This is a genomic window from Phyllobacterium brassicacearum (assembly GCF_003010955.1).
In the GTDB taxonomy this organism is placed as follows: Bacteria; Pseudomonadota; Alphaproteobacteria; order Rhizobiales; family Rhizobiaceae; genus Phyllobacterium; species Phyllobacterium brassicacearum.
In genome coordinates this window covers 62,829-86,376 of the sequence record NZ_PGGO01000005.1, presented here as the reverse complement: position 1 = coordinate 86,376, position 23,548 = coordinate 62,829, and the positions used below count along the sequence as shown (strand labels likewise).

The following is a 23,548-nucleotide window of genomic DNA, read 5'->3' as shown; positions in this document are numbered from 1 at the left end:
GGCATCCATGCCACGCCATTCAGGGCTTATAGTAAACAGATCATATCGTTATGCCAGCCCAAGCCTCGAATTTTCATCAATGTTTAATTGTTGTTACCGGCAGGCAAAAAGGTCGTTAAACACAACAAAGCCCATGAATCCCAGCACCAGCAAGAATCCGGCGCGAAAGAAAATCTCCTGCACCGCCGGTTTGACCGGCCTGCCAATGACGGCTTCTGCGGCATAAAAGACGAGGTGGCCACCATCAAGCGGAGGCAATGGAAAGAGGTTGAGCAATCCGATGCCAATCGACAGCATAGCGGTCAGCTGAATCAGCCAGTCGACACCCTGGCTGGCCGCCTGACCTGCCATGGTGGCGATCTTGACTGGACCGCCAAGCTGGCATTTGTCCTCGCGGCCAGCAAAAAAGCGGCCAAAGAACTGCCCCGTGCGTGCGATGATGAAGCCACTTTCGCGCACTGCCTGGGTAACTGATTCGATGGGCCCGTATTCGATCCGGCGGAAATTGCCGATCTCCTGGTTGTTGACGACACCAATCACAGCGATCTTGATCGTATTTCCGAGCGGGTCTTGCTGCTCAGTAAGTTCGGGCGTCGCGGTCAGTCTGACTTCTTGTCCGTTGCGCTCCACGACGAAATCCAGGGGATCCCCACCCCGCGACGATACGATGCGTTGGACATCGGAGAAAGTTTCAACCTTGTCGCCATCTACGCGGAGAAAGCGGTCACCGGGTTGAAAGCCGGCCGCGGCAGCCGGTCCACCGGGGCGAACTTCGGCAACCATCGGATCGGCAACCATCTTGCCATAGAGAGCAAAAAACACAGAAAAGATGGCGATCGTCAGCAGTATATTGAACGCAGGGCCGGCAAAAACGGTAGCTGCGCGTTTCCAAACAGGTTGTGTGTGAAATGCGACGGCCCGTTCTTCCGCGCTCATCGATTCGGCTGGCGATGCAGTCGAACTCGTCACGCCCTCGTCGCCGGCGAACTTGACATAGCCGCCCAGCGGTATGGCTGAAAGCTTCCAGCGCGTACCATGCCGATCATTGAAGCCGATGAGTTCGGGGCCAAAGCCCACAGAGAACGCTTTGACGCCTATTCCGCACCAACGACCGACGAGATAGTGCCCCATCTCATGAACGAACACCACGACGGTCAGAACAATCAGAAATGGCAGGATTGTACCGATCAGCACGCTTTGAGTACCGAAGAGGGATTGCAGCATATCCGTCAAAGTATCCTCCCGGCCCGAAACACAATCGAACGACCCAATCGCGTTCAGCCGTCTAGAAAAGAATGTCGTAAGGCGCTTCCGGTGTCACCAGAATTGCACCGATGACGTATAGCAATGCCGCTGCAGCTACAAGGCCATCAACCCGGTCCATCACGCCACCGTGACCGGGAATGAGCTGGCTCGAATCCTTTACACCGAATCTGCGCTTCACCCACGATTCACCAAGGTCGCCAATCTGCGCAATGATTGACAGCAAGAGTGCGATAAGCGGAATGGGAACGCCGCCGGCCGGAGCAACAAATGCTGCAAAGGTCACGCCGGCCGCCACTCCAGCCGCAGCACCACCAAGGGCCCCAGCCCAGGTTTTGTTTGGAGAAAAGCGCGGCGCCAGTTTCGGCCCACCAAGTGCACGCCCATTGAAATAGGCAAAAATGTCTGTCGCCCAGACAACGGCAAAAAGGAACAGGATTGCCGCGAAACCATCACCGGTATCGCCGCGCAACAACGTCAATGCGATTGAAGGAAACCCGGCATAGATCAAGCCGAAGGCTGGCCAGTAGCCGAACTCCCTGCCTCCAAGCGCGGCCACGAGCACCGCACCGGCGAAGAGAATGCCGATCATCAACAAAATGTGTTGCGACAGGAGAAGAACGGCCAACACGATGATGAGACAGGCCCACGCTATGCCGCGCGTCACTAACGTCGACCGGTCGGCTGTGATGAGTTGCCATTCGTACAATATGCTGACACCTATGGCGCAGGCCAGGATACCGAATGCGAAACCACCAATCCAGGTCAGGACGACAGCTATGGCTATGAGAACGATCGCGCTGAGAATGCGTTTGTGAAGATTGGTTAGACCAGTTCCGATCAAGATCACAGAGCGATTTCCTGCGCTGTTACCCCGCCGAACCGGCGCTCGCGCATCTGGAACGTTTCAATCGCCTCCACCAGATGGGAGGGGCGGAAATCCGGCCAGTAACAGGCCAGGAACATGAACTCCGAATAGGCGGCCTGCCATAGCAGGAAATTGGAAAGCCGCATCTCGCCACTCGTGCGGATGATCAGGTCCGGGTCAGGAATGTCCGCCGTATCGAGCCGCGCCGAGATAGCCTCAGGAGTAATATCGTCGTGTGTGAGCGCGCCTGACGTGACGTCGGCCATCAGGCGCTGTACCGCGCGCGTGATTTCATTGCGCGAGCCGTAATTGAAGGCGATTACCAGTGTGAGACCGGTGTTCCCCATCGTAAGCGTTTCTGCTTCGATCAATAGCCCCCGGATGTCTTTTGCCAGACCGTCACGCTCACCTATGATGCGCACCCGGACATTCTCGCGATGCAGATCGGCAAGATCGCGCCTGATGAAAAGCTTCAGCAATCCCATCAAATCCGAGACTTCCGAACGCGGCCGCGACCAATTTTCCGACGAAAACGCAAACAGCGTCAGAAACGGGATACCCAAATTGCCGGCTGCACGGATCGTTTCGCGCAATGCTTCAACGCCCGCCTTGTGACCTGCGGTACGGGGCAACCCCCTCGCCTTTGCCCAACGGCCATTTCCATCCATGATGATGGCAATGTGGCGCGGATTGGACATGGGCTTGGACCTCCAGTGGAAAGAATCGGGCTAACCGTCAGCCCTTAGACCTGCATGATTTCCGCTTCTTTGACCGCAACCACCTTGTCCATCTCAGCGATGGTGTCGTCAGTCAGCTTCTGCACCTTCTCCGACAGAACGCGGTTATCGTCCTGGCTGATTTGGCCATCCTTTTCGAGCTTCTTCAACTCGTCCATGCCATCACGGCGCACATGACGCGCGGCGACCTTGGCATGTTCAACATATTGATGGGCGATTTTCACAAGCTCCTTGCGGCGCTGTTCGTTCAGTTCCGGCAATGGAATGCGCAGATTATTGCCGTCGGTGATTGGATTGAGGCCAAGCCCAGAGTCCCGAATTGCGCGTTCGACTTTGCCGACCATGGATTTGTCCCAAACAGACACTGCAAGCATGCGAGATTCAGGCACAGTGATATTAGCAACCTGGTTGAGCGGCATCTGTGAACCATATGCCTCCACGGTGATAGGCTCCAGCAGGCTCGCCGAAGCGCGACCCGTGCGCAGACCATTCAGCTCATGCCTTAGGGCCTGTATGGCACCATCCATGCGACGCTTCAGATCGTTGAAATCGAGTGCATCACTCATACTCAATGCTCCTATATTCTGGGCGGGTTCACCGGTAAGGATCGTTCAACTGTCAGAAACGACCGTCGCGCGTCCCTTTCCCTGCAGAACTTCCGCAAACCCACCTTTTTCGTGGATTGAATAGACAATTATTGGGATATTGTTCTCACGTGCAAGAGCTACAGCAGTTGTATCCATCACGGCGAGCCCGCGATCAAGCACATCTTTGTGGCTCAAGTGGTCGAATCTCACTGCATTCGGGTCTTTTTTGGGATCAGCGGAGTAAATGCCATCCACTTGAGTTCCCTTGAAGAGCGCGTCCGCACCGATTTCGGCCGCACGCAGGGCCGCAGCCGAGTCGGTGGTAAAGAACGGATTGCCGGTACCACCCGCAAAGATTACGACCTTGCCCATGTCCATGTAGGCAGTTGCCTGTCGCTGCGAGAATGTCTCACATAGTTCCGGCATTGCAACAGCCGACAGGACGACTGTGTCGATACCGATTTTCACAAGTGACGTGCGCAGTGCAAGAGAATTGATGACTGTCGCGAGCATGCCCATATGGTCACCCGTGACCCGGTCGCCCCCCTTCGAGGCTACTGCAACGCCGCGGAAGATATTACCTCCGCCGATGACGACACCAACTTCTACACCAAGCGCTCTTGCCTCTGCGATATCAGCGGCAATGCGGTCCGCGACCGCAACATCGATACCGAAGCCCTGATCGCCCATGAGAGCTTCACCGGAGGCCTTGAGCAGAACGCGTTTATAAACAGCCGTACCAGCCATGGAACCTCCCTCATCATCGTTGCAAGTTCGTCGCAAATTCCGGATACACGAAGGGCATCACGTTGTCACGCGATGCCCTTTGATTTCAGTCGTGTAAGATTACTTCTTCACAGCTGCAGCAACTTCTGCTGCAAAGTCGCTTTCTTCCTTCTCGATGCCCTCGCCCAGAGCGAACCGCACGAATGCTGTGATCTTGGCCGGAGCACCGATCGTCTTCTCTGCATCCTTGAGCGCGGCTTCGACGCTCAGATCAGGGTTGATGACGAACGCCTGCGAGAGAAGCACAACTTCCTCGTAGAATTTGCGCATACGGCCATCGACCATTTTCTCGATGATATTCTCTGGCTTGCCAGACTGGCGGGCCTGATCAGCGAAGATCGCCTTCTCACGCTCGACTGCAGCCGGATCAACTTCGCCCGAAGTCAGAGCGAGCGGATTGGTCGCAGCTACGTGCATTGCGACCTGGCGGCCAAACGCCTGCGCGGCGTCAGCATTGCCCGTTGTCTCGATCGCAACCAGCACGCCGAGTTTACCAAGCCCATCGGAAACACCATTGTGGATATACGTTGCAACAACACCCTGATTGACCGACAGTGCAGCCGAACGGCGGAACGACAGGTTTTCACCGATCGTGCCAACGGCGTCCTTGATCGTGTCGACAACGGACTTGCCGGTCGACGGATAGGTTGCTGCGGCAACGGCAGCGGTCGAGCCGTCGGTCGTCAGTGCCACATTGGCAACATTGCGAACAATGTCCTGGAAGGCGTCGTTGCGGGCAACGAAGTCTGTCTCGGAGTTGACTTCAACCACGACGGACTTGGTGCCGTTGGAAGCAACGCCAACGAGGCCTTCAGCAGCCGTGCGACCGGCCTTCTTGTCGGCCTTGGAGATGCCCTTCTTACGCAACCAGTCAACGGCAGCTTCCATGTCGCCATTGGTTTCAGCCAGGGCTGCCTTGCAGTCCATCATGCCGGCGCCGGTAAGGTCGCGGAGTTCTTTTACCTGTGATGCAGAAATGCTCATTGTATCGCCTCTTCTCAAAGCGAAGGCATACTGGAGTAACCAGCATGCCAACTTTGCGGCGCGTTATGCGCCAATCATTGTGTTTTTAATCACCCGATAAGACGGGTGTATGAAGCCTCAAGCGGAGGCTTCACCTTCCTGTACAGGAGCTTCAGCCGGAGCCTCGAGAGCTGGCTCGGCAGGAGCGTCCTCCTGGGCGCCGAGATCGATGCCCAGCGAACCCTGCTGGCGTGCAATACCGTCGAGAGCTGCCTTGGCAACCAGATCGCAATAAAGCGAAATCGCGCGGGACGCATCGTCATTGCCCGGAATCGGGAAATCGATCTGGTCAGGGTCGCAGTTCGAATCGATAACCGCGACAACCGGAATACCAAGACGCTTGGCTTCCTGGATGGCGATCGCTTCCTTGTTGGTATCAATGATGAAGATGAGGTCCGGGATCGAACCCATGTTCTTGATACCACCGAGAGCGCGGTTGAGCTTCTCGCGTTCACGATCGAGGTTCAGGCGTTCCTTCTTGGTGAAGCCCTGTGCCTCGCCGGAAAGAAGTTCGTCGAGCTTGCGCAGACGCTGAATGGAGTTCGAAATCGTCTTCCAGTTGGTCATCATGCCGCCGAGCCAGCGTGCATTGACGTAGTACTGGGCCGAACGCGTTGCCGCATCGGCGATGATGTCCGAAGCCTGACGTTTGGTGCCAACGAACAGAACGCGGCCGCCACGGGCTACGGTGTCCGAAACCTTCTTCAGAGCCGTGTTGAGCAGCGGATAGGTCTGGGCCAGGTCAAGAATGTGAATGTTGTTGCGGTCACCGTAAATGTACGGTGCCATTTTCGGGTTCCAGCGATGTGTCTGGTGGCCGAAGTGAACGCCAGCTTCAAGGAGCTGACGCATGCTGAAATCAGGCAATGCCATCTCTTATTTTCCTTTTCCGGTTTAACCTCCACGGACATGAGGCGGGAGAACCCGCCACCGGAGGCCATATCGGATTTCTCCCGATATCAACCCAAAGCCCGTGTGTGGAATGCTGCGGCTGTTAATGGATAATCACGACAAACGCAAGTGTGTCGGCAACAAAACGCCAATTTGAACGTCGATCACACGACGACGCGGTCATTTCTTGCATTTTGGCATGTCAAAGAGCTGCAGGTTGACAAGCTTGCCCGTCATGGAGAAATCGCCGTAATCCATTTTCAGGTCGCGTGTGACGCCATTGCGATACATTTTGAAATTGATCCGGTAGCTCGGCAGACCTTCAGCCTTTTCACTTTCATCGAAATAAGCGATCGAAACCGGCCACGTGCTTTCCTTGGCAAGCGGGCCCATATTCTTGATTTCTTCGTCTGCATCGGCGACTGCCGATTTGCCTATGACAACGGTCGTTGCCATCACCTTATCGGCATCTTCCGAACCATCGAACAGTTTCGTCTGGTAGAAAACCTCACCGGCAAGCGCTTTCTCGATCAGTTGCTGCATATGACGCGTCGGGAACTGTGACAGTTCGAGGTTTTCCTTGGTCGCTTCCGGTTTCGTCAGCGATATTTCCGTCTTGTCCTTGGACAAGGCCGCATCCCCGCGCACTTCCTTCGTCAAGCTCTGGTCAACGAATGTCTTGTTGACGAAACGGAACTTGCCGCCATCGCCCGATTCGAATGTTGTCGTCTGTTGATCAGTTACGCGTTGCGGCTGCTCTTCCATGTCCACGCGGGTAACGAAACGGAAATTCGTCGTATAGCCTTCACAGTCTGAGCCGTTGAATTCATAGACCATGCGGCCAGTGAGTCCTGTAATTCCGCTACTGTCCTGCGCACTGTCCAGTTTCAGATCGTATATCGCGCGGTGCGGAACAAGGGTTGCGGTTCCGGCGGCGTACGCCATTGTTGAACCGGCAAAACCCAAGGTGCCGAGCGTGAAAATGAGGACAGGTAAAACGCGCATTGACAAGATTCTCCAACATTCGAATGCGCATATTAAAAAAACTCTTGGCGGAAGCGAGGCAAAAATCGCAACTTCTTTCACAATCGCGTACGATTCCGAAAACATAAGGACACAGACCCCATGAGCAGCACCATTGAAACACGTCTTCAGGAGCTCGGCATAACGCTTCCCGTGGCCGCCGCTCCGGCAGCAAATTATGTGCCATTCATCCAGACCGGGTCGTTGCTTTTGACGTCAGGACAATTGCCCTTGGCAGACGGAAAACTCGTCCATACCGGGCTTTTGGGCGCTGAGCTGAATGTCGCACAGGGCCAGGAAGCGGCGAAAGCATGCGCGATCAATATTCTGGCCCAGGCGAAGGCCGCGCTTGGAGACCTCGAGAAAATTGCACGCATCGTGAAAATTACGGTGTTCGTCGCTTCGACACCGGACTTTACAGAGCAGCATCTTGTCGCCAATGGTGCCTCGGATCTCCTGGTTGCGGTGTTGGGTGATACGGGCCGCCATGCACGCGCGGCCGTTGGCACTGCCGCCCTGCCCTTGAACGCGCCAGTCGAAATCGAAGCAATCATCGAGGTGCGCTGATTATGGCGTCAATCGACTGGTTGAAGAGCGTTCCGATTGCCCATCGCGGTTTGCACGATCTCAACAGGCTACGCTGGGAGAACACGCTATCCGCCTTTGACGCAGCGGCGGATGCGGGCTTCGCCATCGAATGCGACGTGCATCTCTCTGCAGACGGCAAGGCAGTGGTATTTCATGACGGCCAACTGGACCGCCTGACCGGCCAAGCCGGCAGCATCGATAAGTTGACTGCGGCCCAGGCGGCAAATTTGCGGGTCGGTGGCACGAACGATCATGTGCCGACCCTAACGGAAACCCTGAGATTAATTGGCGGCCGCGTTCCGATCGTCATTGAACTGAAGGGTATGCCTGGACGGGATGACGGACTGGTCAAGGCCGTTGCCGATGACCTCGCCGGCTATGATGGCTTGGCCGCAATTATGTCCTTCGATCACCACCTGATCCGCCTATTCGGCAAGGATGCGCCCGGCATACCTGCCGGTTTAACTGCCGAGGGCCTCCGCGACGAGGAACTGGAAGCGCATTTCGCCATGTTGGCCTACGGGATCGATTTTGTATCCTACAACGTTCATCATCTTGAGAACCGCTTTGTCGAATTCGTTCGTGGCAAGCTTGGCTTGCCCGTCATCTCTTGGACTGTACGAAATTTTGACGACAAGTTGATCAGTGACAGACATGTCGACCAGATCACCTTCGAAGGATTTGATCCGGGAGCTACCTGAATTTCCGGCCGGCCCACACTGCCTCTTGTAACGCAAGGTGGAATGCCTAGCTTACATGTTAGGTTGCGCGGCCGGCCTCCATCCGGCTGCCACAGTCAGGAAGTCAATTTCAACGATGCAGAATGCTGATCGAGGCGATTTCACCTTGCGTGTTTGCGATGGCGTTGGTGCATTCACGCAGGAAGAATGGTCGCTGCTTTGCGGAACGACGCGCAATGCGCCCAATTACAATCCGTTCCTGTCGCATGCCTTCCTGTCATCGCTCGAAGATTCTGGCTGCGTCGCTCGCAAGGCGGGTTGGCTTCCGCAATTTTTGCGGCTGGAAGATGATAGTGACACGTTGATCGGAGCCATCCCATGCTATCTGAAAAGCCACAGCCAGGGCGAATACGTCTTTGATCATGGCTGGGCCGACGCATTCGAGCGCGCAGGCGGACGTTATTACCCAAAACTACAGGCCAGCATTCCGTTCACTCCAGCGACTGGCCCGCGGCTCTTGGTCAACCGCGCCTGGAACGGCAGCGTCGCCAGAATTGCTCTTGCCAATGGACTGCGCCAGCTGACTAATCAACTCGGAATTTCATCGGCACACTCTACCTTCGTCAACGATGACGATCTCCCGGCCTTCATCGATGCCGGATTTTTGCATCGGATCGATCAGCAGTTTCATTTCATCAACGAGGGCTATGAAAGCTACGATGATTTCCTTGAGACACTCGCTTCGCGCAAGCGCAAAGCGCTGAGACGTGAACGACGGGAAGCCCTGAGCAATGACATCACGATCGATCGCCTGACGGGCGATCAGATCACGACAAAGATCTGGGACGAATTTTTTGCTTTCTATATGGACACCGGCAGTCGCAAATGGGGCCGGCCGTACCTCAATCGCGAGTTTTACGGCCTGATCGGGGAACGCATGCCTGATGACATCATGCTGGTGATGGCGCGGCGTGGCGGACACTACATCGCAGGTGCGATCAATTTTATTGGTTCGGATCGCCTCTTTGGCAGGCACTGGGGCTGCATCGAGGATCACCGCTTTCTGCATTTCGAAGTCTGCTATCATCAGGCCATCGACTTCGCTATCGAGAGGAAGCTGCGGATTGTTGAGGCCGGCGCCCAGGGCGAGCACAAGCTCGCACGGGGCTATATGCCGGTGACGACCAATTCGGTCCATTACATCGCTCATGAAGGTCTGCGCCGCGCGATCAATGATTTTCTGAAGCGTGAGCGTACGGACGTGGCTTTGATGAGCGAGGTCCTGAACCACCATGCTCCCTTCAAAAAAACAGAACATTGAATGCTTCACGTGCGCAAGCTTGACTGCATTGCCAGCCACGGCAAACATCGGCTCCAGTTTCCAGAATCGACAGGTGCAACATGACCCAGCCCTATGACGACAATAATGTGTTCGCAAAGATTCTGCGCGGAGAAATCCCCTCTCACAAGCTTTATGAAGATGCCGATACCTACGCCTTCATGGACGTGATGCCCCAAGGCAAAGGCCACTGCCTTGTCATCACCAAATCTTCATGTCGAAATATCCTCGATGCCGAGCCAGAGAACCTTGCAGCTGTGATCGCCACGACACAGAAGTTGGCTCGGGCCGTCAAGAGAGCCTACGATGCAGATGGCGTAACGGTCATGCAGTTCAATGAGCCAGCCTCCGGGCAGACAGTGTTCCATCTGCACTTCCACATCATTCCGCGCTTTGAGGGCATCGCCATCAAGCCGCATACCGGCCAGATGGAAGATCAGGCTGTGCTGGCCGCGAATGCCGAAAAGATCAGGCAGGCCCTGTCGGAGCTCGGCTAGGCCGGAATCTCGATAAGCTGCCGCGATCTTGAAATGCGTGGCCTGTAGAACAAACCGGCAAAATACCAGCTTCCACCAGCAACAGCGATGCCGCCGATGACGTCTACCAGATGATGTCCACCTTCGACTGGCGTGGCCATGAGGATAAGCGCGTTCAGCACCAGCACGGGCCAGAACCAGTGACCGACCCGGAAGAAAGCGAGGATCAGGAGGGCCGAAAGCGTTCCATGATAAGATGGAAACGCGATCATCCCCTTCATTTTATCCAAGGATATGAACCGCTCGGCGCCAGATCTTAAATCGAAGAATGTCTGCTTGTAGGCTAGATCCACGACTGGATGATGGCTTCCCCAGAAAGAATCCGGCGGTCTCGTCGTTGCCAGTGCTCCTGCTGACGGCCATATCCCTGACACCACGATACATACCAGTGCGCCGAGCATGACAGCGGACACAAACTGCTGCGTGCGTTCAGTCTTGCCCATAAGACCAAGAACGATAACTGCTAGGGCCACTTGTGCGAGCGTCGTAAGATAGATGACCGAGCATATCATGCCTAACAGTGGCCGTTCGCTGAAGTAGCCGACATAAGCAGACCAATCAAAGCCGAGGGCGGCGTCGAACCCAATCAGCTGTGCGTCAATCAGGGGGCGAGCGAGTGACGTGACAAGATAGCTCAAGGGTGCGGCGGCAGCAGTAAAGGCGAGAAGGACGGCCGTTTCCGTGCACACCAGCTCGAAGGCTCGCATCGGTCGCCAAGTCCTGTAGGTGTAAGCCACAAGACCACAAAACGCGGAGGCCGCAATGACCTTCAATACGCTTTGACCCTCGAAGCGAAAGTCCGTCAAAGCGATCCAGGTTACGTCAATCGCCAATATTCCAATGATTATGGCCACTTTGCAGAATGTCTGAACATCGGATCTCATCGACCGCTCCCGAGTATGTTAGCGGAAACCTATCGGGCATGAATGTGAATCACGTTAAGCGATTGGCTTAATCTTTAGCTAAAAGTTGAGACTGAGCCCGCTGATCAGGATGACCTCTGCAACCAGGACACCCACGATGACGCGCTGGCCGAGGCAGAGATAGGCCGCAAAGCCGGCCACAGCAGCGCCGATGCGCAGGATCACAGATGACTCGGCCAACGATCCGCTTGGATAAAGGATGAGCTGGGCGATGACACCTGCCACAAGCGCAGTCGCTACTGCCCGTACGATGATCAGCGCCTCCGAATCCTCCCGCACCCGGCCGCCAATCAACACGCCAATGAAACGCCAGATGTCGGTCGGCAACCATCCCGCCAACAAAATGAAAAGATAGGGCCACCACCATTCCGTTATGCTTTGCCAGGTCATGGGTGCTGCCTTGCCTGCTGCCAGCGCACGTATGCCAGCGTCACCAATCCGCCTGCCAGTCCGGTCAAGAGAAGATCGTAGGCCGGTGCCAGATAGTGAATCAGCGGGAAAAGCAGCAATCCCGAAATCATCGCCACATGGATTGAACGGTCCCGTGCCGAGCCCCATAGCGAGGCCAGAAAGTACATTGGTGTGAGGAAAAACAATGCGGCGAAGACAATCGGCGGAAAATCCGTCGACAGATAGTAAACGATCGCAACAACAAGCGTATTGGTGGATGTCAACGTAACACCCAATCCGGCAAAATAGGTGGTTCGCATATTACGCGGAACGTGTTGCAGGCGCTCCATCCCGATAACCCACGCCGTGACGGCGATGAAGTGCGACAAGAACAGCAATGTGAATTTCCGCGTCTTTGGCCCACGCATTTCCGGCACAAAGGCCGCGACCATCGGCATGAGGCGAATGGACGACAATGCAACAGCAATGGCCGCCCCGAATAGGGAATATCCGCCTGAAATCGCTCCGATCAGTACGATATTGGCGGGAAGAGCCCAGATTGTTGCAACCATGAAGGTTGCCTGAAGGAGCGACACGCCGTTTTCACTTGCAAACCCGGCGAACCCAACATGCGCGGTCATGAGTATCAACGCTGGGATGCTGAAGATCATCGATGCGCCAGACAGAAACCACGAGAACTTGGTTCTCAGGTCTTCAGCATCCGATTGGGGGAAAGGAAATTCGGAATCAGCCATAATTCCAGCGATAAACGGAAGGGCGTTGGCCAGCAAGAAAAAGGCCGCCCGAGGGCGGCCTTTTGTCTATTTCTTGCGTGGTACCTTTGGCACGGAGGCCTTGCGCGATAGTGGAGTGGCCTGGCCGCTAACCACGGAGTCGGCACCAGCCTTTTCGAGTATAGGCTTCTTCGGCGCTGGCTTTTTCCTCGCAACCGGTTTCTTTTCGACGGGGATTTCCTTCTTCGGCTTCACCACCACTTCATCGGCGACGTAGTCGAGAACGAGCCCCTGAGAACCATCAGGTTTCGTTGCAACAGAAACACGAACCGTTCCGCCCTTCTTCAGCTTGCCGAACAGAACTTCGTCGGCGAGCGGCTTCTTGATGTATTCCTGAATGACACGCGCCAGCGGGCGAGCGCCCATCCGGTCGTCATAGCCCTTCTCCGCCAGCCAGGCGATCGCATCCTGCTGCAGATCGAATGTCACGCCACGATCGGCAAGCTGTGCCTCAAGCTGGATGACAAACTTCTGCACGACCTGATGGATCACCGGAACCGGCAGCGCACCGAATGGAATGATCGCGTCGAGACGGTTACGGAATTCCGGCGTGAACAGCCGGTTTATCGCTTCCATATCGTCGCCTTCGCGCCGGGATGAGCCGAAACCAATTGCCGCTCTCGCCATGTCAGAGGCGCCGGCATTGGTCGTCATGATCAGGATGACATTACGGAAGTCGATTTGCTTGCCATTGTGATCCGTCAGCTTGCCATGGTCCATGACCTGCAAAAGGATGTTGAACAGATCCGGATGTGCCTTCTCGATTTCGTCGAGTAGCAGGACGCAATGCGGATGCTGGTCAACGCCATCAGTCAGGAGACCGCCCTGGTCGAAACCAACATAGCCGGGAGGTGCGCCGAGCAGTCGCGAGACCGTATGACGCTCCATATATTCGGACATGTCGAAACGCAGGAGCTCCACGCCGAGCGACGCCGCCAATTGCTTCGCAACCTCGGTCTTGCCGACGCCGGTCGGGCCGGAGAACAGGTAAGAGCCGATCGGCTTCTCTGGTTCGCGCAATCCGGCACGCGCCAGCTTGATCGAAGACGAAAGCGCTTCAATTGCGAGGTCCTGACCGTAAACAACGCGCTTCAGCTCCGCTTCAAGATTGGACAGGACAGCTTCATCATCCTTCGAAACGGTCTTCGGCGGAATTCTGGCCATCGTGGCGATCGTCGCCTCGATTTCCTTCACACCAATCGACTTCTTGCGCTTGCCTTCGGGCAGCAACATCTGACTGGCGCCTGTCTCGTCAATCACATCGATTGCCTTGTCCGGCAGCTTGCGGTCGTTGATGTAGCGCGCAGACAGTTCCACGGCCGATTTGATTGCCTCAACGGTATATTTGACCTTGTGGAAGTCCTCGAAATACGGCCGCAACCCCTTCATGATCTCGATCGCGTCGGGGATCGACGGTTCGTTGACATCGATTTTCTGGAACCGGCGTACAAGTGCCCTGTCCTTCTCGAAGAACTGACGGAACTCCTTGTAAGTCGTTGAACCAATGCAACGAATTGACCCTGATGACAGAGCAGGTTTCAGCAGGTTGGATGCATCCATTGCCCCACCGGAAGTGGCGCCGGCGCCGATGATTGTGTGGATTTCATCAATGAACAGGATCGCACCCGGATACTCTTCGAGTTCCTTGATAACCTGCTTCAGACGCTCCTCGAAGTCACCACGATAGCGCGTTCCGGCGAGCAATGTTCCCATATCCAGGGAGAATACGGTCGCATCGTGCAGGACATTTGGAACTTTGCCTTCGACAATACGCTTGGCGAGCCCTTCGGCGATGGCCGTTTTGCCGACGCCAGGATCACCCACATAAAGCGGATTGTTCTTGGAACGCCGGCACAAGATCTGAATCGTACGGTTGATCTCCTGATCGCGCCCGATCAGCGGATCGATCTTCCCGGCCTTCGCACGATCGTTGAGATTGTTGCAATAGGCCGTCAACGCATCCTGCTTCTTCTTGGCGCCTTCGTCAGACTCGGAAACATGATTGTCTTCGCTATTGCTCTCGGTCCCAAGCGGCGTACGCGGTTCCGAAGCGCCCGGGCGCTTCGAAATGCCGTGAGAAATATAATTGACCGCGTCATAGCGGGTCATCTGCTGCTCCTGCAGGAAGAACGCCGCGTGGCTTTCCCGCTCGGCGAAAATGGCAACGAGGACATTTGCGCCGGTTACTTCTTCGCGATTGGAGGATTGAACGTGAATGACTGCACGCTGAATGACACGCTGAAAAGCAGCGGTCGGCTTCGAATCCTCGTCGTAACCAGTTACGAGGTTGTCCAATTCATGATCGACATAGTCGGTCACCGTGCGCGTCAGCTGAGCGAGATCGACATTGCAGGCGCGCATGACACTGCTCGCGTCCTGATCATCGATGAGTGCGAGGAGCAAATGCTCCAGCGTCGCATACTCATGATGATGCTCGTTCGCGATGGTCAGCGCCTGATGGAGGGCCCGCTCCAGACTAGGTGAGAAAGATGGCATGAAACCTCACTTTTTCTCCATCACGCATTGCAGCGGATGTTGGTTTTGCCGCGCATAGTCCATGACTTGTGTCATCTTGGACTCCGCGACCTCATAGGTAAAGACACCACATTCTCCTACTCCATGATTATGCACATGAAGCATTATGCGTGTAGCGTCTTCTCTGTTCTTCTGGAAAAACCGTTCCAGAACATGAATGACGAATTCCATGGGAGTGTAATCGTCATTGAGAAGCAACACGCGATAAAGGCTGGGTTTTTTGAGTTTGGGTTTCGTCCGGGTAATGACAGCCGTTCCCCGGCCGGGACCGTTGCCGTTACCCTTGTCCTCGTCTTGCATGATGGGTGACAACCGCTTCATCTCATCCGATACCCGCATCCTGATAGTTATGTGTCGCTCGCTGCATTCTATGTAGGTCGCAACAACCCAATTTTAAGCCCTCTCCCGAAGCTTGCAATATCAAGTTGCGGTTGCACAGTCACAATTGGCACCGCGAAATAAAAAAAGTCCGGTTGCGGGGGCAACCGGACTTTTGAAAGCACTCAGAGAAGCGTTGCCCTTACTTGGCAACCTTCGCTACCACGGCTTCATAGGGCTTATATGCCTCTTTAGCCAGGTCTGCGTAGAGCTCGCCAAACTTGGTGGCCTGAGCAACAAATGTCTCGTAAGCCTTCTTCGAGAACGCATTGTGAGTCTCGAATGCCTGTTCAGGTGACTTGGTCGAAGCGAGCTTTTCAATCAGGGCTGTCCCCTCTTCGAACGACTTCTTCGAATAGTCGGCAGCCTCGTTCGCAATGGTTTGCAATCCCTGAGAAAGGGCTGAAACGCTCTTGATTGCACTGTTGACGAATTCCTTGCTGGAATCATTCAGAGTTTCGAATGGAGTTGCCATTATGGATCCTTCCACGGGTTGAATTCTTGGGTTGACGTCATTTAGTGTGCACTGCACAAAATGTCAAACTTTTTGTGCAATGCAGCAATTATATAAATATTAAACAAAACACCCCGGAAATCATGAACGCTCCGGTTACCATAAAGGGTTTGGTAACGCTGTTGCGGCTAATGTTCCTGCATTCGTCCTGATGCATCACGAACGTCAGAAAAAAACTCTACGCGCATATTCGAGCAGGTGTTGATTGTGCATTACCAAGCCCGCCAAGGTTCTAAACTCGTACAAAAATTGGCTCATGCATTCATTGCGCTGGCAATCGTTTCGGGGATAAGCCTCTCGGGTACGAGCGAGGCAGTGGCGAACGTAAAAGCCGCTGCGATCGTGGTGGATGCCAATACCGGCAAGACGCTCTATTCGTCGAACGCGGACGCTCAGCGTTACCCGGCATCCCTGACGAAAATGATGACGCTGTACATGCTGTTCGATGCCATGGCCGCGGGTAAGGTTTCAAAATCCACGCCCATTCCGGTCTCCGCCTATGCGGCCAGCCAGCCTCCGACGAAGGTCGGGTTTCGTCCTGGACAGTCGATCAGCGCTGAAGCCGCGATCTTGTCCTTGATCACCAAATCGGCCAACGATTCCGCCACCGCCATTGGCGAATATCTTGGCGGTTCGGAACAGCGTTTTGCCGTAATGATGACCAACAAGGCGCGCCAGCTCGGGATGCGCAACACGACATTCCGCAATGCAAACGGTTTGCCGGATCCGCAGCAGCGGTCCTCCGCACGTGATCTGGCGCTGCTCGGCATCGCGCTTCGCGAACATTTCCCCCAGTACTATGATTATTTCTCGACACGCAGCTTCAGCTATCGCGGTCGTCGCATCGTCGGCCACAACCGCCTGCTGGGCAAGGTGCGCGGCGTTGACGGTATCAAGACGGGTTACACTCGTGCTTCCGGTTTCAATCTCGTGAGCTCGGTCAGTGTGGATGGCAAGAAGCTGGTAGCTGTCGTCATGGGCGGATCGAGCGGCGGTGCACGCGACGCTCAAATGGCCAGGCTCATTGAACAATATCTTCCGGCCGCTTCACGGCGTGACGGTGGCAATCTGATTGCGTCACGAAAGAACAGCAAGGTCAGCGTGGCGGCGCTTGAACTACCGGACAACAACGACGCACCCATCCCAGTTCAACGCGAGGCTGTGGTGCCGCAAACAGCTGACGTTGTCACTGCATACGCTGAACCCGCACCGGCGCCTTCACCGGCAGCGCAGGTTCTGGCAGTTCCTACACCCTCGCCAAAATTCGACGTCGCCGAGGGTGATACGGCTGAGGCCGAAGTCGATCCTGTGACAACTGCATCAGCGCCGCCCGGCGGCTGGATGGTGCAAATTGCCTCTGTCGGCAGTCCCGAAGAAGCCAAGGCAATGTTGTCCAAAGCTGCTGCCCAGGTTGGGGGGCCCATCACTTCGCTGTCACCCTATACGGAAAAATTCCAGAAAGGTTCGACCACCTATCATCGCGCCCGTTTCGCAGGCATCGCTTCCGCCAAGGCAGCAAACAACGCATGCGTTGCGCTCAAGCGTCAGAACTTCAACTGCTTTGCGATTGCACCGCAATCGTAATGCACATGATCCGAAAGACCCAGATTGTATAGTGTAGAGGGTTTTGCGAATGTCGATCACTACGGAAATACATCACCCTGTCGGCCTGACCGGCAAGGAAACCAGGACAATCTTTGGAGGCATTCAGGCTTTGCAGCAGGCCGCGTTGCGGCTTGCTGATCTCCGCCATGGAAATGCTGCGTTCAAGACGATGGATCTTGTGAATGTCCTGCTCTGCCAGGCCGCAAGAACGCGCCGCGCAGCCATGCCACCCGTTCGCTTGCGGATCAGATCTGACAGCCGCAATGGGGTGAGAGCGATCAGGCTACGGATCTCCTGAGGATCTAGAGCAACCCCAACGAAGCCAATTCGTTGCGCAACTCCGGTGGCAGTTTGGCTCGACCAGCCTTGCCCTGCCCCTCGTCGATCGGCGCGTCGTCGCTGGTCAAATAGCGCCAGCCCTGAAATGCCCGCCGTGGCTGCCATTCAGTCGGAATGATCCGTGGCTCCAAAACCAGGTGACAGCGCGAAATACCCTGATCGTCGGTAAAGGTCCTGATGTCCGTAAGTCGCTGGCGGCACTGGATATTGCCCTTGATAACCCAGTAAAGAGATCCGCCATCAAGCAGTTCCTCGATCCGTTTCGGCACCATTCGGGTCGTATGGAACTGTTCAGGAGATAATCCAGCGCTTCGGCGCTCTTCGAGCCGGAAATCGATCCATGCGGCAAGATCCTCGATCGCCGCACAGCCAACGCACAATTTTATCAGATGGAGAGCCATGGCTTAACCATTTACGCCTTCGGGTTGTGGCGTCAACCACAACCCGCCAATTCTCCACAGTCGGCGTTATCCCTTGAAGCCCCTCAGCCGGGATGGCTGGCGGCGACCGCAATCCCGGATGCTCTCGACTGAACCGGTGCCGTGGAGGTATGCAATTCCGGTGCAACGACCGGCACCTCGATGCCATTCTTGTCGTATAGTTTGCCATTGAGGAAATAATCCCCATCGTGCAGCAAGGCGATGTCCTGATAGCGCAACGTACGTTCAGTACCTGCCACGAAGACAGATTGTTGATCAGAGTTGCCCGCTGTCAGGTGGTTGAACACAAGGTTCAGTGCAATTGCCATGATCGCAGCCGAACTGATGCCGGAGTGGAAAATGGTGGCAAACCAGGTAGGGAAGTGGTCGTAAAAGGTGGGAGACGCAATCGGGATCATGCCGAAACCGATAGAGGTAGCAACGATGATCAGGTTCATGTTGTTGCGATAATCCACCTTCGACAGCGTGCGGATGCCACTTGCCGCAACCGTTCCGAACAGAACGATGCCAGCGCCACCCAGGACCGATGCAGGAACCGCAGCGACCACCCTTCCCATGACAGGCAGCAATCCGAGCGTCACCAGAAACAGACCGCCGGTTGCGACGACATAACGGCTTTTGACACCCGTTACTGCGACCAGGCCAACGTTCTGTGCAAAGGCACTTTGCGTGAATGAGCCAAATACCGGTGCGATCAGACTTGAAAGCATGTCGGCACGAAGCCCGTCGCCAAGGCGTCTTGAATCAACCTTGGTCTCGATAATCTCGCCCACGGCAAGAATGTCAGCTGACGTTTCCACCAGAGTGACCATTATGACGATGAACATCGAAATGATGGCTGCGATCTGAAACGTCGGATAGCCAAAATGGAACACAGTCGGAAATGCCAGAAACGGGCCTTCACTAACTTTGGAAAAATCGGTCATTCCGAGACAGTAAGCGATAGCGGTTCCGATGATCATCGCCAGCAGAATTGAAAGCCTTGAGATCGATGCACTCCCGACTTTGCTCAACAACAAAACGATAACAAGCGTCAGAGCCGCAAGCTCAATGTTGGCCATGCTACCAAATTCCGGGGCATTGCTGTTTCCGCCCATCGCCCAACGCGCTGCAACAGGCATCAGGGTAAGCCCGATGGTGGTGATCACGATGCCGGTAACCAGGGGCGGGAAGAATTTGGTAATTCTGGAGAAAAGCGGTGTGATCAAAAGGCCGATTAGCGAAGCAGCCATAACGGCGCCCAATACGGCCTCCATCCCTCCATTGCCAACGATCGCAACCATTGTCGCGACGCCGGAAAATGATACACCCTGAACCAGAGGCAGGCGACAGCCAAAGAAAGGCAGGCCCACGGTCTGGAGTATTGTGGCCAGACCGCCAGCAAAGAGAGATGCGGTAATCAACAGGCCGATGTCATTGGACGACAGGCCTGCGGCTTGGCCAAGAATGAGCGGGACAGCGATAATCCCGCCATACATCGTCAGAACATGCTGCAGGCCGTAGGCCAGGTTGGCTCCAAGGCCTAGATTTTTGTCTTCTGGTCGTGGCTGTGATGAATTCCCAATTGAATTAGATGCCAAGGTAGTGTCCTCCCAATACCTTTATGCAGCCCAACCAGATTTTGCTGATCAGGCAGGACCGAAACTATGGCAGCTTTTTTGGCTTTGACTGTATTTGATTTCTTGAAACTGTTTTCGTCTACGTGCCGGTATTTGCGCAGAAATATCGAATGCTTTCAGCACTCGACCACGTTGACCGCCAAACCACCAAGACTGGTTTCCTTGTAGCGCTCGTTCATGTCGACACCCGTTTGCCGCATGGTTTCAATACATGCATCAAGCGGTACGAAATGCGTGCCATCACCTTTGACCGCCAGCGATGCGGCCGTCACTGCCTTCACGGCGCCAAGCGCATTGCGTTCGATACAAGGTACCTGCACCAAGCCCGCAACCGGATCGCACGTCATGCCGAGATGGTGTTCAAGCGCGATTTCGGCGGCATTTTCGATCTGCTCGGGTGTTCCGCCGAGAACCGCCGCAAGACCCGCGGCGGCCATCGCCGACGCGGAGCCGACTTCGCCCTGGCACCCGACTTCCGCGCCGGAAATCGAAGCGTTGTGCTTGATGACGCCACCAATCGCCGCAGACGTCAGCAGAAAATCACGAATGCCATCCTGATCCGCATCGTCATGGAAATGCAGATAGTAGCGCAACACTGCCGGGACGACGCCCGCTGCGCCATTGGTAGGTGCAGTTACGACTCGCCCGCCGGCGGCGTTCTCCTCGTTGACCGCCATGGCATAGACCGATAACCAATCATTGGCGAGCAACGGGTTGATGCGGTTCTGCCGCCACTCTTCCTGAAGCCGATCATGCAGGTACCGAGCCCGGCGTTTGACCTTGAGCCCGCCCGGCATGATCCCTTCCTGTTCCAGGCCGCGATCGATACACGAACGCATCGCGGACCAGATACGATCAAGCCCGGTGTTCAGTTCATCGCGGCTCACGAACATTTCTTCATTGCGCCGCTTCATCTCGGCGATCGAGAGGCCGCTCGCCTTGGCCATGTTCAGCATTTGGGCGGCATTGGTGAAGGGAAACGGCACAGGTGCTTCTGCCTTGGGTGCCGTGCGGGTCTTCGCAGATTCCAGCTCCTCCTCCGTCACGACGAAGCCGCCACCGATGGAATAGAAAATGCGCCGCAACAGCAGCCGATCGTCGACATCATAGGCTTCGAACGCCATGCCATTGGCATGGCCAGGCAATGGTGTTCTCCTATCCATAATGAGATCAGTTGCAGGATCGAAGCGGTAGGAAGGATGACCTTCAGGCGAAAGACGCTTGTTCTTCGTGACAGCCTCCAGCAATGCATCCATCTCGTTTGGATCGACGGTCGCCGGTAGTAGGCCACAGAGGCCAAGGATAACAGCGCGGTCCGTTGCATGGCCAATGCCCGTGAAAGCAAGCGAGCCGTGCAGATGCACACGCAGCCTGTCGACCTTCACGCCGCTGGGCCGTGGCCACTGGCCGTTCTTGAGTTCATCAAGGAACTGGCCGCCTGCGGTCATTGGGCCCATCGTGTGAGAACTCGAAGGACCAATGCCGATTTTATAAAGATCGAAAACCGACAGGAACATCCGATTACCTCAATTGGGCGAATTTGCATCTATAATGGCCCGTCGCTGGCAATCGCCGCAGCCCGACACCGACTTAGCCTTGCGTTTCTACGACATAGGACTGCTAGAACAAAAGTCAAAAGAAAACGTGTTTCAATGGCCGTTGACGTGATTTGCGAACCGTACGAATTCACGTACATTCATAATCGAAATTGGCGTCTGATTGAGAGAAGAAATGGAACCTGTCCCAACCTCATCCTATTGGCTCGACGCGTTGGCTCTCGCTTATTTCTTCATCATCTGGATGCTCTATTCCCACACCACAGCGAACGGCTTTGCCGGTAGAAAATCACTCACCTACGAGATGAATGAGGCCCGGCGCCAGTGGATGGCGACGATGTCTACTCGCGAACTTCGGATGATCGACACCAGCATCATGATCGGCCTACAGCAGGGCACCGGCTTTTTTGCGTCGACATCGATTCTGGCGATTGGTGGATGCTTTGGTCTGCTGAATTCGTCTGGCCGCGTTCTCACGCTTTTTCACGATCTGCCATTGCTCGGTGAGACTACTCAACAATTGTTCGAAACCAAAATCCTCGGACTGCTCGTGCTCTTTGCCTATGCCTTCTTCAAATTCGCGTGGTCGTACCGGCTGTTCAACTATTGCTCGATTCTCATTGGCGGCGTGCCCATGGCGCGCGACAGAGGTCCGGAAGATCCCTTGGTCAGGGCCAGCATCAATCGGGCGGCTGGCATCAACATTCAGGCTGGCCAGCATTTCAACAGCGGCCTGCGCGGTATTTTCTTTTCCATTGGTTATCTCGGCTGGTTCCTGCACCCGGTAGTGTTCATGATTACAACCACTCTGGTTGCGATCGTTCTGTTGCGCCGGCAATTCTTCTCCACGGCTCGCGATGTGCTGATGCAGAACAGCGTGAACGCCGACCTATAGACCGCGAGGCAAATACCGCCACACGACGACCGCGGTAAAGACCATCAAGCTTGCGAGTGCGATGAAGATCGCGCCGAGCTGGAAAAACGTCAGAATGATCGAATAGAAGAAGGCCGGCAATATTTCGGAGAAATCGAGGTAAGTTCTGTATACGGCGGTCATTTGTGCCCGTTCGTGTGGGTGAACGGCACGTATGAATGTTGCCGATCCGAGCGTGTCGATTGCGACGCAGAAGAAAGCACCAAACAACAGCATTACCGCTGCAAGCATTGGAAATGCTTCACCAGCGAGGCCTGCGCCGATCAGAGCCGCGGCAAGCAGCACGAATACGCCGGATATCGTGCGCGTCAACCCCTTGGCCATGCCCACTTTACCCCAAAGTATGGAGCCCAGGAGGAACAGATTGCCGAGTGACACCAGAAGGCCGCCTGCAAGAGTTCCCTGCCCTGTCGCCACCATCAGGATCGGACCGTACACAAAGAACGTGCTCCAGTAACAGGAGCGCGAAAACGCGATCAGCCACGCCAACCGAAGCCTGGGCTGCACAACGAAACGACGCACATTGGCAATCGGGTTGGCTGGCCGGCTCGGTCCCTTCTGCAGTGCTGGATTGTCGCTGAGCCGAAAATACCAGAACAGTGTCAGCAGCAGGAGTGAGAAGCCGATGGACAGCAGAAACGGCGCGATCATTCCGACGCGCGTATAAAGGAAAACCCCAAGAAATGGCCCGCCTGTCCATGCAAGGGTGGCTGTGGCCATCCGTACGGATTCAGCGCGGACCAATTCACCCTTCTTAATGTGATCCATGATGTAGAGGCTGAGCGTAATCGACAGCGTCCCTGCACCAAAAGTCCGCAGGAACAACCCTGCGGCCTGGCCGGGAAGTGTATCCAGCGCAAAGGCGCAACAACCAAATATCAACGACGCGACGCCCGCCGTATACACCCACCTGCGCGGGATGCGGACGATCAGGAGCGGGATCGACAGCGTGGAGATCAACCCGAGCATGGACATGCACGTGTAGAGAATACTGACACTACGTTCGCTCTGCAGAAGATCATAGGTCTGGATCGGCACGACACTCGTGATGATCGCACGCGCCATCGATTCGATGCCAAACAGGATTGCAAACACCCGAGCAGTCGGACGCTTGGCCGTGGTAATCCAGATAGGATGGCGTACCTGATTGATCACTTGATTGACTTCGGGGGCATGATTCGAGCGTCACGGAGAGTTTCA

At 55.4% G+C, this 23,548-nt stretch carries 24 protein-coding genes and 1 pseudogene; 7 read left to right on the top strand and 18 right to left on the bottom strand.

All coding sequences use genetic code 11. From position 1 onward, the window contains the following. Positions 1 to 93: 93 nt before the first annotated feature. The 8 genes from rseP to CU102_RS07975 form a co-directional block, all read right to left on the bottom strand. The gene (gene rseP, locus CU102_RS08010; protein WP_106710588.1) at positions 94 to 1,233 is read right to left on the bottom strand and encodes an RIP metalloprotease RseP; all 1,140 of its coding nucleotides are present in this window, start codon (positions 1,231 to 1,233) and stop codon (positions 94 to 96) included. A gap of 52 nt (positions 1,234 to 1,285) precedes the next feature. Beyond that, on the bottom strand, positions 1,286 to 2,113 hold the full coding sequence (locus tag CU102_RS08005; protein ID WP_106710587.1) for a phosphatidate cytidylyltransferase: 828 nt from the start codon (positions 2,111 to 2,113) through the stop codon (positions 1,286 to 1,288). Next, a complete protein-coding gene (locus CU102_RS08000; RefSeq protein ID WP_106710586.1) occupies positions 2,110 to 2,829 on the bottom strand; it encodes an isoprenyl transferase in 720 nt (239 codons plus the stop codon). The genes CU102_RS08005 and CU102_RS08000 overlap by 4 nt, the downstream gene beginning before the upstream one ends. Positions 2,830 to 2,873: 44 nt before the next feature. Continuing rightward, positions 2,874 to 3,434, bottom strand: a complete 561-nt coding sequence (gene frr, locus CU102_RS07995; protein ID WP_106710585.1) for a ribosome recycling factor — start codon at positions 3,432 to 3,434, stop codon at positions 2,874 to 2,876. 45 nt (positions 3,435 to 3,479) lie between these two features. Then, positions 3,480 to 4,202: a UMP kinase gene (gene pyrH, locus CU102_RS07990; RefSeq protein ID WP_106710584.1), complete on the bottom strand. Its 723-nt coding sequence runs from the start codon at positions 4,200 to 4,202 to the stop codon at positions 3,480 to 3,482. Positions 4,203 to 4,301: 99 nt separating this feature from the next. Then, the gene (gene tsf, locus CU102_RS07985) at positions 4,302 to 5,225 is read right to left on the bottom strand and encodes a translation elongation factor Ts (protein ID WP_106710583.1); all 924 of its coding nucleotides are present in this window, start codon (positions 5,223 to 5,225) and stop codon (positions 4,302 to 4,304) included. A gap of 117 nt (positions 5,226 to 5,342) precedes the next feature. Then, positions 5,343 to 6,137 carry a 30S ribosomal protein S2 gene (gene rpsB, locus CU102_RS07980; protein ID WP_106710582.1) on the bottom strand — a complete coding sequence of 265 codons (795 nt, stop codon included), beginning with the start codon at positions 6,135 to 6,137 and terminating at the stop codon, positions 5,343 to 5,345. 198 nt (positions 6,138 to 6,335) lie between these two features. Continuing rightward, positions 6,336 to 7,160, bottom strand: coding sequence for a cell envelope integrity EipB family protein (locus tag CU102_RS07975; RefSeq protein WP_106710782.1), 825 nt, complete (start codon positions 7,158 to 7,160; stop codon positions 6,336 to 6,338). Between the two features lie 120 nt (positions 7,161 to 7,280). Here CU102_RS07975 and CU102_RS07970 point away from each other — a divergent pair, with 120 nt between their 5' ends. The 4 genes from CU102_RS07970 to CU102_RS07955 all read left to right on the top strand — a co-directional run bounded on the left by CU102_RS07970 (position 7,281) and on the right by CU102_RS07955 (position 10,282). Then, a complete protein-coding gene (locus tag CU102_RS07970; protein ID WP_106710581.1) occupies positions 7,281 to 7,745 on the top strand; it encodes a RidA family protein in 465 nt (154 codons plus the stop codon). Positions 7,746 to 7,747: 2 nt separating this feature from the next. Further along, entirely contained in the window at positions 7,748 to 8,467 is a 720-nt protein-coding gene (locus tag CU102_RS07965) for a glycerophosphodiester phosphodiesterase family protein (protein ID WP_106710580.1), read from the top strand. 106 nt (positions 8,468 to 8,573) lie between these two features. Then, entirely contained in the window at positions 8,574 to 9,767 is a 1,194-nt protein-coding gene (locus tag CU102_RS07960) for a GNAT family N-acetyltransferase (RefSeq protein ID WP_425351534.1), read from the top strand. Between the two features lie 80 nt (positions 9,768 to 9,847). Continuing rightward, on the top strand, positions 9,848 to 10,282 hold the full coding sequence (locus CU102_RS07955; protein WP_106710578.1) for an HIT family protein: 435 nt from the start codon (positions 9,848 to 9,850) through the stop codon (positions 10,280 to 10,282). Here CU102_RS07955 and CU102_RS07950 read toward each other — a convergent pair. The 6 genes from CU102_RS07950 to CU102_RS07925 all read right to left on the bottom strand — a co-directional run bounded on the left by CU102_RS07950 (position 10,279) and on the right by CU102_RS07925 (position 15,816). Beyond that, positions 10,279 to 11,205 (bottom strand): phosphatase PAP2 family protein, encoded by a 927-nt coding sequence (locus tag CU102_RS07950; protein ID WP_106710577.1) that lies wholly within the window; start codon positions 11,203 to 11,205, stop codon positions 10,279 to 10,281. The genes CU102_RS07955 and CU102_RS07950 overlap by 4 nt on opposite strands. A 78-nt stretch (positions 11,206 to 11,283) precedes the next feature. Beyond that, a complete protein-coding gene (locus CU102_RS07945; protein WP_106710576.1) occupies positions 11,284 to 11,634 on the bottom strand; it encodes an AzlD domain-containing protein in 351 nt (116 codons plus the stop codon). After that, complete coding sequence (locus CU102_RS07940; protein WP_106710575.1) at positions 11,631 to 12,389, bottom strand: AzlC family ABC transporter permease; 759 nt, start codon at positions 12,387 to 12,389, stop codon at positions 11,631 to 11,633. The genes CU102_RS07945 and CU102_RS07940 overlap by 4 nt, the downstream gene beginning before the upstream one ends. Before the next feature lie 66 nt (positions 12,390 to 12,455). Further along, positions 12,456 to 14,924 carry an ATP-dependent Clp protease ATP-binding subunit ClpA gene (gene clpA / locus CU102_RS07935; protein WP_106710574.1) on the bottom strand — a complete coding sequence of 823 codons (2,469 nt, stop codon included), beginning with the start codon at positions 14,922 to 14,924 and terminating at the stop codon, positions 12,456 to 12,458. A gap of 6 nt (positions 14,925 to 14,930) precedes the next feature. Continuing rightward, positions 14,931 to 15,284, bottom strand: coding sequence for an ATP-dependent Clp protease adapter ClpS (gene clpS, locus CU102_RS07930; protein ID WP_106710781.1), 354 nt, complete (start codon positions 15,282 to 15,284; stop codon positions 14,931 to 14,933). Positions 15,285 to 15,483: 199 nt separating this feature from the next. Next, positions 15,484 to 15,816 carry a phasin family protein gene (locus tag CU102_RS07925; RefSeq protein ID WP_106710573.1) on the bottom strand — a complete coding sequence of 111 codons (333 nt, stop codon included), beginning with the start codon at positions 15,814 to 15,816 and terminating at the stop codon, positions 15,484 to 15,486. Between the two features lie 246 nt (positions 15,817 to 16,062). Here CU102_RS07925 and CU102_RS07920 point away from each other — a divergent pair, with 246 nt between their 5' ends. Both CU102_RS07920 and CU102_RS07915 read left to right on the top strand, forming a co-directional pair. Continuing rightward, positions 16,063 to 17,439, top strand: a complete 1,377-nt coding sequence (locus CU102_RS07920) for a D-alanyl-D-alanine carboxypeptidase (protein ID WP_106710780.1) — start codon at positions 16,063 to 16,065, stop codon at positions 17,437 to 17,439. A gap of 49 nt (positions 17,440 to 17,488) precedes the next feature. Then, complete coding sequence (locus tag CU102_RS07915) at positions 17,489 to 17,758, top strand: hypothetical protein (RefSeq protein ID WP_106710572.1); 270 nt, start codon at positions 17,489 to 17,491, stop codon at positions 17,756 to 17,758. Between the two features lie 4 nt (positions 17,759 to 17,762). Here CU102_RS07915 and CU102_RS07910 read toward each other — a convergent pair whose 3' ends face one another. The 3 genes and pseudogenes from CU102_RS07910 to CU102_RS07900 form a co-directional block, all read right to left on the bottom strand. Further along, entirely contained in the window at positions 17,763 to 18,200 is a 438-nt protein-coding gene (locus tag CU102_RS07910; RefSeq protein WP_106710571.1) for a DUF1489 family protein, read from the bottom strand. Between the two features lie 149 nt (positions 18,201 to 18,349). Continuing rightward, positions 18,350 to 19,819, bottom strand: a pseudogene (locus CU102_RS07905) (nucleobase:cation symporter-2 family protein); the annotation flags it as partial. 155 nt (positions 19,820 to 19,974) lie between these two features. Continuing rightward, positions 19,975 to 21,375: an L-serine ammonia-lyase gene (locus CU102_RS07900; protein ID WP_106710569.1), complete on the bottom strand. Its 1,401-nt coding sequence runs from the start codon at positions 21,373 to 21,375 to the stop codon at positions 19,975 to 19,977. 214 nt (positions 21,376 to 21,589) lie between these two features. On the opposite strand from CU102_RS07900, the gene CU102_RS07895 reads away from it, so the two are divergent. Further along, entirely contained in the window at positions 21,590 to 22,309 is a 720-nt protein-coding gene (locus tag CU102_RS07895) for a DUF599 domain-containing protein (protein WP_106710568.1), read from the top strand. Here the strand turns inward: CU102_RS07895 and CU102_RS07890 are convergent. Beyond that, positions 22,304 to 23,503, bottom strand: coding sequence for an MFS transporter (locus CU102_RS07890; RefSeq protein ID WP_106710567.1), 1,200 nt, complete (start codon positions 23,501 to 23,503; stop codon positions 22,304 to 22,306). The genes CU102_RS07895 and CU102_RS07890 overlap by 6 nt on opposite strands. Positions 23,504 to 23,548 lie beyond the last annotated feature (45 nt).